We start from the raw sequence: 13,750 nt of genomic DNA on the forward strand, positions 1-13,750 counted from the left end.
AGATGAAAAGGATGAAACCAATGCGTAAACAACGATTATTGAATGACATACAAAAAATATTGGCACTTAACTTATCAATAGCTGCTAGCTTTTGGGGATTAAATACTCAAGCTTATGCTCATGGTGGAAAGGCCGAAATGGTGTCACTTTATCAAAACATGAGTGAGCAAGGCGCCAAAGTTGTAAAAGATGATTTTACCAATACTTATATGATTACCAAGGGTTCTATGGTGGTTCGAGCCAAACCCAATTCAGATCAGGTTTTGGTTAATGGCAAGCCTTTCAAGCTCAGCGTGCCTTTATTAATTAAAGATGGTAAACCTGTTATTGGAAAAGACTTTTTTAATGAAGTATTCCAGTCTGGTTTAGATCAAACTTTCAAAATTGAAAATACCTTTCATCCTCTCAATAGCTTAAATTCTGACGAAATTAAAAAGACATTTGATGTCATTAACAGCTCGAAATACGCCTATAAAAATATGCGTTTTGCCGAGTTAAAGTTAAAAGAACCAGAAAAAGCCAAAGTTTGGGATTACTTTATCAATCACAAAGAATTTAAAGAAGATCGTATTGCCTCATTTATTTTGTTAAAGGGCAATCAAGCGATTGAAGGTGAAGTTAATCTTAACACTCAACAAGTCACCAAATGGAATGTACTTAAAGACACTCATGGAATGGTGTTGCTCGATAATTTTGAAGCTGTACAGCGTGTAATTGAGACGAGTAAAGAATATCAAGATGCATTGCGCAAACGTGGCATTACCGATGTGAAGAAAGTGATTGCTACACCACTAACTGTTGGATATTTTGGCGGTAAAGATGGTCTGGATAAACAACTCAATATATTAAAAGTTGTTGCTTACCTCGATGTTGGGGATGGTAACTACTGGGCGCATCCGATTGAAAATCTAGTTGCTGTAGTTGATTTAGATAAAGAAAAAATTATTAAGATTGAAGAAGGCGCGATCATTCCTGTGCCAATGGCAAATCGACCTTATATGTCGAATAAGCCAGTAGCAAGTAAGCTAAAACCACTCAATATTACTGAACCTGAGGGCAAAAACTTTAGCATTACAGGTCAAACCATACATTGGGGGAATTGGTGTTTGCATGTAGCGTTAGATTCTCGTGTTGGCTTACAGCTTTCAACAGTGACCTATAAAGATAAAGGTGTGAAGCGGAAAGTCATGTATGAAGGGAACTTGGGTGGAATGGTAGTTCCATATGGTGACCCTGATATTGGATGGTACTTCAAATCTTATTTAGACTCTGGCGAATATGGTATGGGTACGCTGACCTCATCTATTCTTCCGGGAACAGATGCACCCGACAACGCTGTTTTACTTGATGCTGTGATTGCAGACTACAAAGGTCAACCACAAGTAATTCCAAATGCCATTGCTGTGTTTGAACGTTATGTTGGACCTGAATATAAACATCACGAAATTTTTGGTAACCAAGATGCCAGTGAAGCCCGCCGTGAACTTGTTGTGCGCTGGATTAGTACAGTGGGTAACTACGATTACATGTTTGACTGGGTATTTGCCCAAAATGGTGTAATTGGGATTAATGCGGGTGCAACGGGTATTGAAGCTGTTAAAGGCGTTAAATCACGCACCATGCATGACAGTACCGCCAAAGAAGACACCAAATATGGAACTTTAATTGACCATAATATTGTGGGTACAACGCATCAGCACATCTATAACTTCCGCTTAGACATGGACGTCGATGGGGAAAATAACAGCTTTATGCATATGGACCCTGTGGTGAAAGCCAATGACAAAGGTGGTGTCCGTACAAGCTCAATGCAAATTGATAGTAAAGTCATTACGAATGAGCAAAATGCGGCTGAAAAATTTGACCCGTCTACCATTCGGTTACTCACGAATTTCAATAAGGAAAATAAATTAGGCAATCCGGTTTCTTACCAACTTATTCCGTTTGCGGGTGGAACACACCCTGTTGCGAAAGGTGCTAATTTTTCTAAAGACGAATGGTTATTTAAACGTTTGAACTTTATGGATAAACAAATTTGGGTGACTCAGTACAATCCAGACGAGCGCTATCCTGAAGGTAAATATTCTAACCGTTCGACTCACGATACGGGGTTAGGACAGTTCATTGGCAACAACGAAAATATTCAAAATAAAGACCTTGTAGTTTGGATGACAACAGGCACCACGCATGTAGCACGTGCTGAAGAATGGCCAATCATGCCGACAGAGTGGGTCAATACACTCATCAAACCTTGGAACTTCTTTGACAACACCCCGACTTTAAACTTGGGTGAAGAAGAGCAAAACACGCAGCACGACCATCACTAAAAATGTGCATGAGCCAGAATGGGTAACGAATAAGTTACCCATTCCTGAGCGCTGGTAAGCCGTTCGCAAAAAGGAATTCTGTATGAAAACTCTACTTTCTCAAGTGATGAGAGGGACTCTCTTTGTCTCATTTTTTTCAACTGTGCATGCTGGTGAGCTTGAAATTAAACCGACTTTTGAAGCAACTTTTGGGGTTTTTAGCAGCGGTAAAAGCTATAACGGTGAAAACCTAGATGACGAAAGAATCAATTGGCAAGAAGGCCATCTTAAATATGGTGCTAAGGGTCAATATACCTTTAAAAACAATCAGCTATATGCAAGCTTGAGCGGTATTAGCTCGGCAACATTTGGTGATGGTGATGCAGGCCAAAATAGTAATGGCAAAGAACGTAAAACAGATGTAAATGAATGGATCATTGGCTTTAAAGACGGTACCAATAAAGATGAGTTGGCTACCTATGATTTAAGTATTGGCCGACAAAATATCATGATTGGTGATGGTTTTTTCATTGCGGGTGATGCATTAAATCTCGGCAAACCTCCTGCGGATGGCACACTAGATCGAGGCGGGGCATATTATCTGGCAGCACGACGCAGCTTTGATTTTACCAGTCTGCTTCAATACAAACCGCAAGAGAATACAACGCTAAAACTGGCTTATTTAAAATCGAATAATAAAGCACAATTTTCATCTGAACTCTTTGTAACCGATCTGATGTATCAGCTTAAAGATAAGGGCGTTGGGTTTACTTACTTAAATGTATTAGACCTTGAAGATGCTGAACACGTTTCAGGACGACAAGACCTTAAAAATTATGCTTTGCGGTTAAATTATCAACCTTTACCAGAGCTACAAGTTAAGTCTGAGTTTGTTATTCAAGATAAAAAAGATAGTCAAGAAAATGCAGGTTACGTAGGGCTGAACTATAACTTTTTATCTTCAAAATATACGCCCTCATTAGGTTACCGTTTTAGTCATTTTTCAGACCAATACGATCCAATGTTTTATGGAAATACGGTCGGCTTTGGTACATGGTTTCAGGGCGAAGTTGCCGGAAATTATGCTGGCCCATTCAATAAAAATGCAGATATCCATCAAGTCTCTTACAGTATGAATCTAAAAGAAAATTTCATGTTGGGTGCTTTGGCCTATAAGTTCAAAACAGTAAATAAGTCTTTAAGTAATGTGGATGGACATGAGCTGGATGTGTTTTCGGTTTGGTCCGTCAATAAAAAACTTAACGTTATTCCGTTGGTTGGACTCTATAAGCCTAAACAGGATATCCAGAGTGGAGGCACTCAAAACTACGATGACAAAATCAATGTGTATGCGCAGTTGATTCTGCAATACATCTATTAATAGATTCTTTTAAATGAATTGAGAGAAATAAAAATGAGTGAAGTTCAAATTTTAGCAAGCGTACAGCAATTTATGGCGCGTCAACATGGACATTTTATTGATGGAAAATTAGTTGCTGCTGAGCATTTAGATAAAGTAGATATTGTAAATCCATCGACTGAACAAGTGGTTGCTCAAATTAGTATTGGTAGTCAACACGATGTCGAAAGTGCCGTGAAAAGTGCTGAACATGCTTTTCAAAATGCTTGGGCCGAAACTACGCCGTATGAACGTGGCGTTAAACTAAACAAGTTAGCAGATTTAATTGAGCAATATGGTGAAGAACTTGCACAGCTTGAGACTTTATCTACTGGAAAACTCATCAATATTTCCCGTCATCTTGAAGTCGCACAATCTGTTATTTTCTTAAGATATTTTGCAGGGTGGGCAACCAAAATTAATGGTCAAACCATGCAACCTTCTATTCCATCAATGCAAGGTGAAAAATATACAGCCTTTACTTTAAGACAACCGATTGGTGTGGTCGCAGGTATCGTGCCTTGGAATTTTTCACTCATGATTGGTGTTTGGAAAATTGGCTCAGCTTTAACAACTGGCTGTACCATTGTGCTTAAGCCAAGTGAGTTTGCTAGCTTATCTTTATTACGGTTAGCCGAACTTGCCATTGAGGCAGGTATTCCAGCCGGTGTGATTAATGTCGTTACGGGTAAAGGGGATACAGGACAATATTTAATTGAATCGCCACTCGTTAAGAAAGTCTCGTTTACAGGTTCAGTACCAACAGGCATGGCGATAGGTAAGCTCGCGATGAGCAGTGATTTAACCCGTGTCAGTCTAGAGTTAGGTGGTAAAAATGCCATAGCCGTTTTGGCTGATGCAAATGTCGATGAGATTTTACCAACTTTGTTGCAAGCAACTTTTGTGCATCAAGGTCAAGTTTGCGCATCTCCAGAGCGTTTTTTTGTACACCACACAAAATATGATGAACTGGTCGAGAAACTTTCTAAAGCACTATCTCAATTCAAAATTGGGTCAGCGATGGATGAGGGAAGTATGTTTGGCCCACTGTCTAATCAGCCACATTTTCATAAAGTGAAACATTATTTAGATATGGCAAAAGCCAACAACCAGATTATTGCAGGGGGTGAGGCTCTAGATCAGACAGGGTATTTTGTACAGCCGACTTTAATTTCCTTTAAAAATACGGATGATCCTTTATTTTCAGAGGAAACTTTTGGACCAGTGGTCGGGTTAATGCCGTTTGAAACTGATGAAGAGCTTATTCAGCTCATGAATCAATCTCGTTTTGGTTTAACCGCAAGTATTTGGACAAATGATCTATCTAAAGCTTTGCGTTTAATTCCTAAAATTGAAGCAGGCACCTTGTGGGTCAATATGCATACATTCTTAGATCCATCAGTTCCATTTGGCGGGGTAAAAGCTTCAGGAATTGGTAGAGAGTTTTCGGATGCATTTATTGAAGATTACACCGAATTAAAATCGGTCATGATTCGGTATTAAGTTTAAAGATTCTACGAGATATAAAAAATGGCCTTTATAGGCCATTTATTTTGAGCCATTAAAATTAACCTAATAAAAAATCTTTTAAGATTTTATTAAAAGCTTCTGGCTGCTCTACATTCGAAATATGAGAGGCATCTATTTCTGCAAGTTTTGATTGCGGAATCTGTTGCTGTATAAATTCACCATCTGCAACAGTTGTTACAGGGTCTTGAGTTCCAGCAATCACTAATACTGGAACTTTGATGTCTTTTAACTGCTCACGGACATCCGCTTTAGCCAAAGCCTCACAACAATTGGCATAACCCATTGCGCTGCCAGCACTTAAGTCGTTACACAGGTTGTTGACAATTGAAGCGTGACTTTGGATAAAGGGATTTGTAAACCATCGCGAAGCTGCTGTGGCTGCGATCGGTTGTAAACCTTGCTCACGTACTAATTTTGCACGGTCAAGCCATGCCTGTTCTTGCCCAATTTTAGCGGCAGTATTTGCCACAATCACCTGACTAAAACGGTCAGGGTAGTGAATTGCAAGCCATTGCCCCGTTAAACCGCCCATAGAAATACCACAAAAAGCAGCTTTGCTAATATTTAAATGGTCCAGTAATCGAACAACATCTTGACCTAATTGCTCTACAGTGTATGGGCCGTTAGGCGTAGATGAAGAACCGTGACCACGTGTGTCATAGCAGATCACAAAAAATTGATCTTTTAACTCGTTAAACTGTTTTTGCCACATGCCATAATTGGTACCCAAAGAATTGGAAAACACCAGAGCAGGGGAAGATGGCTCGCCAAAGGTTTGATAGTTAATTTGTGCATCGGCAGATTGAAAAGATGGCATTTGTTTCTCCTTAAAGTGCTTCAACACGTTCAATAATCAAAGCAATACCTTGGCCCACACCAATACACATTGAACATAAGGCATAACGACCGCCTGTTTGCTCAAGCTGGTTTAAGGCTGTAGTGACTAAGCGTGCACCTGAGGCACCTAACGGATGACCCAAAGCAATTGCACCACCATTTGGATTGACCTTGTCAGAATCATCTGGCAAGCCTAAATCACGGGTAACCGCTAAAGCCTGCGCAGCAAAAGCTTCATTCAGCTCAATCACATCCATCTGCTCTAAAGTCAGGTTGGCTTGTTTAAGTAATTTTTTAATGGCTGGTGCAGGAGCAAAACCCATAATGCGCGGTTCCACACCCACCGCTGTTGAAGCAATGATCTTGGCACGTGGTTTGAGGTTATAAGTTTGAACTGCATCATCTGATGCGATCAGTAATGCTGCTGCACCGTCGTTAATGCCCGAAGCATTACCTGCAGTGACTGTGCCATCAGCCTTTACAACTGGTTTAAGCTTGCTTAAACCTTCAAGGGTTGAAGCACGTGGTTGTTCATCGGTATTAATCACAACAGCATCACCATTACGCTGAGGGATTTCAACTGCCACGATTTCTTTAGAAAAAAAGCCTTTGGCTTGCGCGCTTGCGGTGCGTTGTTGGCTCACCAAGGCAAACTGGTCCTGATCTGCACGATTTACGTTGAATTGTTCAGCTACGTTTTCGGCAGTCTGGGGCATGGTGTCTACACCATATAATTCTTTAAGTTTTGGGTTAATGAAACGCCAGCCCATGGTGGTGTCTTCAATCTTCTGGCTACGGCCAAAAGCACTGTCAGACTTACCCATCACATAGGGTGCACGGCTCATGCTTTCTACACCACCTGCAATCATCAAGTTTGCTTCACCTGCTTTAATAGCACGGGCAGCAATGGCAATCGCATCGAGTGAAGAACCACATAAACGGTTAATAGTCGTTGCTGGAACCTGATACGGTAAACCTGCAAGCAGTGCTGACATACGTCCGACATTACGGTTATCTTCACCGGCTTGGTTGGCACAGCCATAGATCACATCATCGACCTGTTCCCAATCTACATTCGGGTTACGCTGGATTAAAGCTTTAATAGGCACAGCGCCAAGGTCATCGGCACGGACAGGTGCAAGGCCACCGGCATAACGGCCGAATGGGGTACGGATAGCATCAATGATATAAGCGTTTTTCATTCTAACTTTTGTCCTTTACTTCAGGCTTTTTTAGCCATTCTCCGTAAGTATTTCGCGGTGGCGACATGGATGTCGCCTCGTTGCTCAGCACAACAGGGATGTTGTGTCTGAGTAACAAAGGTTTTTGGTTACTTTTTTAAAAAAGTGACATGAATTAGCTAGTGGTATCTGACTTAAACAGGTAGGACTCCGTCGTGATGATCCATAAATTTTCATATCAACGAATGACATCACAGCTGTAATTTGTCGTGATATACGTAGGGCTGTTGTGTAAGCGATACCTTACTTTTGAAAGGTCAAAAGTAACAAAAACCTTTGTTGAACAGAGGAGGCTTCCTTGCCTCCCTATCCAACGGGCGACATCCATGTCGCCTGTCACGATAGTGAATATATTTTTAAAAACTTAAACCGTTGCATCAATCAAAGTTGCACCTGTTAAAGCTTGTAACTCATCAAAGCTAAGACCTTCTACTTTCTCAATCACTTTCAAACCATCTTTGGTCACATTAATCACACAAAGGTCGGTGTAAATACGGTCAACACAGCGTTTGCCCGTAACCGGATAGCTCAGCTCAGCCACAATCTTCGGTTCGCCTTGTTTGGTTACATGGTCTGTGGTGATAAATACTTTCTTAGCACCTACAGCTAAATCCATCGCACCACCCACCGCAGGAATCGCATTTGGGGCACCGGTATGCCAGTTCGCCAAGTCGCCATTGGCTGCAACCTGAAAGGCTCCAAGCACAGCAATATCAAGGTGTCCACCACGCATCATGGCAAATGAGTCGCCATGGTGGAAAAAGCTGCCGCCTTCAAGCATGGTCACAAACTCTTTACCTGCATTAATTAGTTCAGGGTCTTCTTCACCTTCCACTGGTGGTGGGCCAAAAGCCAATAAACCATTTTCAGAATGAAGGAAAATATCTTTATCGTTAGGTAAATAGCTCGCGATCTTGGTTGGCAAACCAATACCTAGGTTCACATATGCACCATCAGGAATGTCTTGTGCCACACGTTTTGCAATCTGGTCACGGCTGAGTTTCTGGTAGCTCATGTTATTTCTCCTTATTGCTTACTGTGCGGGCTGTACTTGTACAACGTGCTGTACAAAAATACCTGGGGTAATAATGTGCTCTGGATCTAATCCACCTAACTCAACTACCTCAGAAACCTGAACAATCGTGACATCAGCCGCCATGGCCATAATCGGACCAAAGTTACGTGCAGATTTACGGTAAACCAGATTGCCCCAACGGTCGCCCTTGTAGGCTTTAATCAAGGCAAAGTCAGCCTTGATTGGATATTCAAGTACGTAGTCTTTACCATCGATCTGGCGGGTTTCTTTACCTTCAGCTAAAAGTGTTCCAAAGCCAGTTGGGGTAAATACAGCCCCAAGTCCCATACCAGCTGCCTGAATACGGCAAGCCAGATTACCTTGTGGGACCACTTCAAGCTCGACCTTTCCAGCACGGTACAGTTCATCAAAAACATAAGAGTCTGACTGACGTGGGAAAGAACAGATGACTTTTTTAACCGAACCAGCTTTAAGCAGTTTCGCCAGACCATAATCGCCATTACCGGCATTGTTGCTGACAATGGTTAGGCCTTTAACACCCAGTTCAATCAGTCCATCAATGAGTTCAGCGGGTTGTCCTGCGGTACCAAAACCACCAATCAGGATGGTGGCACCATCTTTAATCTGCGATAGAACCTCGCTAAGAGAGGACTTACTTTTGTCAATCATGTGAGAAACCTTAGAGCATGAGGTAACGTGATGTTATTACTACCGCTAAAAATTTATTTAAATTCTTAATGGTAGTAATAAATGGAATAAATTTTGTGAGTCAAAAGCGAACTTTTAACTCACATACACTTTCAATTAAGCGCTAGCGCGACGACGTTCAACTTCAGTTGAAGGGGCAGCAGCGGCATCTTTAACAAGTTCGATGTTAAATGTGATGTGTTTGAAAGCATGATCTAAACCACGGCGTTGAATTTCAGCAGGGTCAGTTACATCAACTGCTGTTGCAACTAAACCGTCACGAGTAGCGAAGGCAAAGTCGTCCCATAAGTACTCATCACCCTCAATGTTGAATTGAGTAGTCAGCTTGCGGAAACCTGGCGCAGAAACGAAGTAGTGAACGTGAGATGGACGGTTACCATGACGGCCTAATTTGTTAAGAAGGGCTTGAGTTGTACCTTCTGGAGGGCAACCATAACCAACAGGCATAGTCGTTAGCGCAACATACTTACCATCAGCATCAGTCAAAATACTACGGCGTAAGTTGAAGTCAGATTGAGACTTATCAAAGAATGAGTAATTACCCAAGCTGTTAGCATGCCATACTTCAACTTTTGCATTTTCAATGATATTGCCATTGGCATCAGTCACAGTACCTTCAATAATTAAGGTATCGATTTTGCCTGTTTCAGTGCCATCATCCATACGCGCAAAACCAACAGATTCAGGCGCACCAGCTACGTAAAGTGGACCTTCGATGGTACGAGGTGTGCCACCAGTAAGACCAGCTTTGGCATCAGCTTCATCTGCACGTAAATCAAGATAGTGCTCTAAACCTAAGCCAGCTGCTAAAAGTCCAAGTTCATTGGCTTGACCTGCATCAGTGAAATATTCCAGACCTTTCCATACTTCTGAAGGTTGGATGTCTAAGTCTTCGATGGCTTGAAATAAATCCCCGAGAAGGCGAACTACAATTTGCTGAACACGTGCATCGACTTCGCCTTTAGCTGTGTCGACATTCATTTGTTTTACAAGCGCATCAATTTGTTGACGGTTCATACTAAAACTCCTTAAGTATGCAATACGGTTTTTGGTGGCAATGGTGCTGGCATTTTGTTTTGCTAGCGAATTGTTGCTGCCACGTTCCTTGTTACCTTCTGAATAAATATATTTAGTTTTTGAATGTACTTCAGACCACACACTCAAACTATTTTCTTAAATTACGAATCATCATCACGAACAGAAGAAGGGTGACGATTAAGTGCCATCACTTCGATGTTCATGTAAGGATAGAGAGGTAATCCTTGTAAAATGTTGTGCAACTCTTGATTGCTCTCAACATCAAAAATACTGATGTTTGAGTACTGGCCTGTAACTCGCCAGATGTGACGCCATTTACCTTGACGTTGTAAATCTTGCGAATAAGCCTTTTCAACAGCCTTAATTTCATTTGCTTTGTCGGCTGGCATATCAAGTGGAATATGCACATCCATACGTACATGAAATAACATGGGAAACTCCTTATCCTGTTGCCTTAACGACGTAACTTCTCGACTTTATCTTCATCAATTTCAATGCCTAAGCCCGGAGCTGTTGGCAAGTGCAATTCAAAGTTTTCGTAACGTAGCGGTTCTTTCAAAATTTCTTCGGTAAGCAATAACGGACCAAATAATTCAGTACCAAACGCTAATGTTTCAAAGGTTGCAAATGCATGAGCAGAGGCAATGCTGCCTACAGGGCCTTCAAGCATAGTGCCGCCATAAAGATCTATTCCAGCCAAACCTGCAACCTTGGCCACTTCACATGCTTCGATCAGACCACCAGATTGTTCAATTTTTACCGCAAATACGTCAGCCCCATGGCTTTTTGCAATACGGTATGCGCTGTCTGGCCCAGTTAAAGCTTCATCAGCCATGATTGCGACATCAAAACGATGTGTTAAACGAGCAAGTGCTTCAGTATTTTGAATAGCACACGGCTGTTCAATTAAATCAATTCCGCCATCTTGCAGCTGTTGAATACCTTGAATACATTCCAGCTCTGACCATGCACGATTTACATCGACACGTACACTAATATCTGCGCCTAGTGCTTTTTTAATTGCAATCACATGATCAACATCGTGTTGCAAAGGGCGTGCACCGATTTTGAGTTTGAACGTGTTATGACGTTTCAACTCAATCATTTTTCGAGCTTCAGCAATATCTTTTTCTGTGTCGCCAGACGCGAGCGTCCAAAGTACAGATAAACTATTACGCAGACGGCCACCTAAAACTTCACTTAACGGCACGCCTAAACGTTTTGCCTGAATATCAAGTAGAGCGGTCTGAATGGCACATTTCGCGAAACGGTTACCATTAATATTTTTACGAATCAGTTTTAGTGTTTGAGCCACATTTAAATCTTTAACTGATGCGAGTAATGGTGCAAAGTAAGTATCAATATTGGCTTTGACACTTTCAGGACTTTCTTCACCATAGTTCAGTCCACCAATGGTGGTCGCTTCACCCCAACCGACAATACCATCCATGGTCGTAATTTTAACGAGCACCAAAGTCTGAGTACGCATTGTGGTTACAGACAACTGGTGAGGACGGATAGTTGGAATATCCACAAGTATGGTTTCTATGGTTCTATACATGAAGTTTCAACTATTTCAAACTTGTTTACATACCATAGAAGAATGTAATAGCCTAAAATAGATATAGAACGGTATTTTAAGATACTAAAAAGGTATATTAATGGAATTAAGACATCTACGTTATTTTGTTACCGTTGTTGAAGAACAAAGTCTGACTAAAGCCGCAGAAAAGCTTTTTATTGCTCAGCCACCTTTAACACGTCAAATCAAAAAACTAGAGGAAGAGTTAGGGATTGATTTGTTTGTGAAAGGCTCACGTCCATTAAAAGCGACAGAAGCAGGTCTGTTTTTTTACCAACATGCTGTACAGATTTTAACGCATACTGCTCAAGCGGCTTCTATGGCTAAAAAAATGAAGCTGGTCGATAACATTGTCAAAGTGGGCTATGTCAGCTCATTGCTTTACGGACGCTTACCACAGGTCATTTATCTATTTAGGCAGAAAAATCCAGATATCCATGTTGAACTGATTGAATGTGGAACACGAGATCAGGTTGAAGCTTTAAAGTTAGGAAAAATCGATTTAGGTTTTGGTCGATTACCCATTAGTGATCCTGCCATTAAGAGACTTTTACTCAGAAAAGAAAAATTAAAATTAGCGATTCATAAAAAGCATCCATTAAGTGAATTTCAAGATTCAGGAATTTACTTATCTCAAATCATTAATGAGACGATTTTTTCTTATCCCACTACACCTAAGCCTAATTTTTCTACCACTATTCAAGCTTTATTTACCAAATTGGGTTTAATTCCAGCCAAATTGACCGAAGTCCGAGAAATTCATATGGCATTGGGACTAGTGGCATCGGGTGAGGGTATTTGTATTATTCCGGAAAGTGCCTGTGACATTGGAATGAAGAATCTAACTTACTTAAATATCTTAGACTTAGAAGCTTATAGTCCGATTTCTCTATCTATGCGCAACATGGATCAAAGTTCGTATATTCCTAAAATTTTAGATTGTATTGAAGAGATCTATAGCGAAGAACAAGTGTCTAGAAATTTGAATTTATAATTTTTAATACGATTAAGATTGAATTTTCATGTTATTTTAAAACTTTAAACCTATAGGTAATATGTAAAAGGAATTATTGAATGAGAAAAATTTTAGGACTAGCTTCTCTCATTATGTCTACTGGTGTTGTACATGCTGAACAATTAAATGAACAAGAACAAATTTCTCCATACAGTGCAAATGTAACCTTCGCGAGTCAATATATATCACGTGGTTTCCAACAAACATGGGGTAAGCCAGCTTTACAGATTGGTTTAGATTATGCAAATCCAAATGGATTATTTGTGGGTACTTGGGCATCGAATGTGAGTTCTAACTATCTTAGAGATGCTTCAGTTGAGTGGGATTTTTATGCAGGTTATATAAAAACTTTTGATAAGTTTTCGGCTGGCATGACGGTTTTTTATTACTACTATCCGGGAGCTGAAAGCACGCCTGAAACGGGCAGTACCAGTTATAACTATGGCGAAATTGTGCCTCAAATTGGTTATGGACCTTTAACGCTTAAATATTTCATTACCTACACCCCAGATTATGCTGGCTATAACTCCAAGACGATGGGCGGCCCTGAGGGTAAACGTTCAAGAGGAACTACATATCTGGATTTAACTTTTACACAGCCAATAAATGACACTTGGACTTTTGGTGCCCATTATGGCTATGAAAGAATTAAAAATTTCTCGGAAGCTAATTTCCAAGATATGAAAGTCGAGCTTATTAAGGATTTAGGCGATGGCTGGAATACGGGGGTGGCCTATACCAAAGCTTGGGATAAAAATGGGTTCTATAAGAAGTATAGTAATGGTGAGCCAGATGCACCTATTTCAAATCCGATTGACTCAACATTTACAGTGTCTGTAAAAAAAGTTTTTTAAGTTAAACTTATCAATAATGGTCTGATTAACTACGCTTGAAAGTCATCTGTAAACTTTCAAGCGTAGTTAAAACAATCTCCTGTAAGACTAAAAAATTACTTTTCTCAGCCAAGAAAGATTTAATATTACTGTTTGTTTAATTTTAAAATAAGACATAAATCATTTAATATTGTACCTTTAGTTTTTAAGCACATCTTTAATTAG

The 13,750-nt window shown here is 40.5% G+C and carries 12 protein-coding genes; 5 read left to right on the top strand and 7 right to left on the bottom strand.

The genetic code is table 11. The annotated features are described in order from the left end of the window. The first annotated feature begins 11 nt into the window (after positions 1 to 11). From tynA to HL290_RS04220, 3 genes are all read left to right on the top strand, one after another. Positions 12 to 2,327, top strand: coding sequence for a primary-amine oxidase (gene tynA / locus HL290_RS04210; RefSeq protein ID WP_198496381.1), 2,316 nt, complete (start codon positions 12 to 14; stop codon positions 2,325 to 2,327). Between the two features lie 142 nt (positions 2,328 to 2,469). Continuing rightward, positions 2,470 to 3,687, top strand: a complete 1,218-nt coding sequence (locus tag HL290_RS04215; RefSeq protein WP_198496382.1) for a hypothetical protein — start codon at positions 2,470 to 2,472, stop codon at positions 3,685 to 3,687. Positions 3,688 to 3,720: 33 nt separating this feature from the next. Then, positions 3,721 to 5,208 carry an NAD-dependent phenylacetaldehyde dehydrogenase gene (locus HL290_RS04220; protein ID WP_198495682.1) on the top strand — a complete coding sequence of 496 codons (1,488 nt, stop codon included), beginning with the start codon at positions 3,721 to 3,723 and terminating at the stop codon, positions 5,206 to 5,208. A gap of 64 nt (positions 5,209 to 5,272) precedes the next feature. On the opposite strand, the gene pcaD is transcribed toward HL290_RS04220, so the two are convergent. The 7 genes from pcaD to HL290_RS04255 all read right to left on the bottom strand — a co-directional run bounded on the left by pcaD (position 5,273) and on the right by HL290_RS04255 (position 11,656). Next, positions 5,273 to 6,052, bottom strand: coding sequence for a 3-oxoadipate enol-lactonase (gene pcaD / locus HL290_RS04225; protein WP_198495683.1), 780 nt, complete (start codon positions 6,050 to 6,052; stop codon positions 5,273 to 5,275). Between the two features lie 10 nt (positions 6,053 to 6,062). Further along, on the bottom strand, positions 6,063 to 7,274 hold the full coding sequence (gene pcaF / locus HL290_RS04230) for a 3-oxoadipyl-CoA thiolase (RefSeq protein WP_198495684.1): 1,212 nt from the start codon (positions 7,272 to 7,274) through the stop codon (positions 6,063 to 6,065). 403 nt (positions 7,275 to 7,677) lie between these two features. Next, complete coding sequence (locus HL290_RS04235; protein ID WP_198495685.1) at positions 7,678 to 8,328, bottom strand: 3-oxoacid CoA-transferase subunit B; 651 nt, start codon at positions 8,326 to 8,328, stop codon at positions 7,678 to 7,680. An 18-nt stretch (positions 8,329 to 8,346) separates the two neighbouring features. Then, positions 8,347 to 9,018, bottom strand: coding sequence for a 3-oxoacid CoA-transferase subunit A (locus HL290_RS04240; RefSeq protein WP_045431259.1), 672 nt, complete (start codon positions 9,016 to 9,018; stop codon positions 8,347 to 8,349). Positions 9,019 to 9,153: 135 nt separating this feature from the next. Further along, a complete protein-coding gene (catA, locus tag HL290_RS04245; protein WP_198495686.1) occupies positions 9,154 to 10,074 on the bottom strand; it encodes a catechol 1,2-dioxygenase in 921 nt (306 codons plus the stop codon). A gap of 161 nt (positions 10,075 to 10,235) precedes the next feature. Next, positions 10,236 to 10,526, bottom strand: a complete 291-nt coding sequence (gene catC, locus HL290_RS04250; RefSeq protein WP_198495687.1) for a muconolactone Delta-isomerase — start codon at positions 10,524 to 10,526, stop codon at positions 10,236 to 10,238. A 23-nt stretch (positions 10,527 to 10,549) separates the two neighbouring features. Next, a complete protein-coding gene (locus tag HL290_RS04255) occupies positions 10,550 to 11,656 on the bottom strand; it encodes a muconate/chloromuconate family cycloisomerase (RefSeq protein ID WP_198495688.1) in 1,107 nt (368 codons plus the stop codon). A gap of 100 nt (positions 11,657 to 11,756) precedes the next feature. On the opposite strand from HL290_RS04255, the gene HL290_RS04260 reads away from it, so the two are divergent. Both HL290_RS04260 and HL290_RS04265 read left to right on the top strand, forming a co-directional pair. Then, a complete protein-coding gene (locus HL290_RS04260; RefSeq protein WP_056480397.1) occupies positions 11,757 to 12,671 on the top strand; it encodes a LysR family transcriptional regulator in 915 nt (304 codons plus the stop codon). A gap of 80 nt (positions 12,672 to 12,751) precedes the next feature. After that, positions 12,752 to 13,546: a TorF family putative porin gene (locus tag HL290_RS04265; protein WP_198495689.1), complete on the top strand. Its 795-nt coding sequence runs from the start codon at positions 12,752 to 12,754 to the stop codon at positions 13,544 to 13,546. The last annotated feature ends 204 nt before the right edge of the window (positions 13,547 to 13,750 follow it).

The organism is Acinetobacter sp. AC1-2, assembly GCF_016124155.1.
Lineage (GTDB): Bacteria > Pseudomonadota > Gammaproteobacteria > Pseudomonadales > Moraxellaceae > Acinetobacter > Acinetobacter calcoaceticus.

Bases quoted from the DNA above. Each gene is read 5' to 3' on its own strand.
- HL290_RS04265 (WP_198495689.1), top strand. From the start codon at position 12,752: ATGAGAAAAATTTTAGGACTAGCTTCTCTCATTATGTCTACTGGTGTT.
- catC (WP_198495687.1), bottom strand. From the start codon at position 10,526: ATGTTATTTCATGTACGTATGGATGTGCATATTCCACTTGATATGCCA.
- HL290_RS04220 (WP_198495682.1), top strand. From the start codon at position 3,721: ATGAGTGAAGTTCAAATTTTAGCAAGCGTACAGCAATTTATGGCGCGT.
- tynA (WP_198496381.1), top strand. From the start codon at position 12: ATGAAACCAATGCGTAAACAACGATTATTGAATGACATACAAAAAATA.
- HL290_RS04235 (WP_198495685.1), bottom strand. From the start codon at position 8,328: ATGAGCTACCAGAAACTCAGCCGTGACCAGATTGCAAAACGTGTGGCA.
- HL290_RS04240 (WP_045431259.1), bottom strand. From the start codon at position 9,018: ATGATTGACAAAAGTAAGTCCTCTCTTAGCGAGGTTCTATCGCAGATT.
- pcaF (WP_198495684.1), bottom strand. From the start codon at position 7,274: ATGAAAAACGCTTATATCATTGATGCTATCCGTACCCCATTCGGCCGT.
- catA (WP_198495686.1), bottom strand. From the start codon at position 10,074: ATGAACCGTCAACAAATTGATGCGCTTGTAAAACAAATGAATGTCGAC.
- HL290_RS04260 (WP_056480397.1), top strand. From the start codon at position 11,757: ATGGAATTAAGACATCTACGTTATTTTGTTACCGTTGTTGAAGAACAA.
- pcaD (WP_198495683.1), bottom strand. From the start codon at position 6,052: ATGCCATCTTTTCAATCTGCCGATGCACAAATTAACTATCAAACCTTT.
- HL290_RS04255 (WP_198495688.1), bottom strand. From the start codon at position 11,656: ATGTATAGAACCATAGAAACCATACTTGTGGATATTCCAACTATCCGT.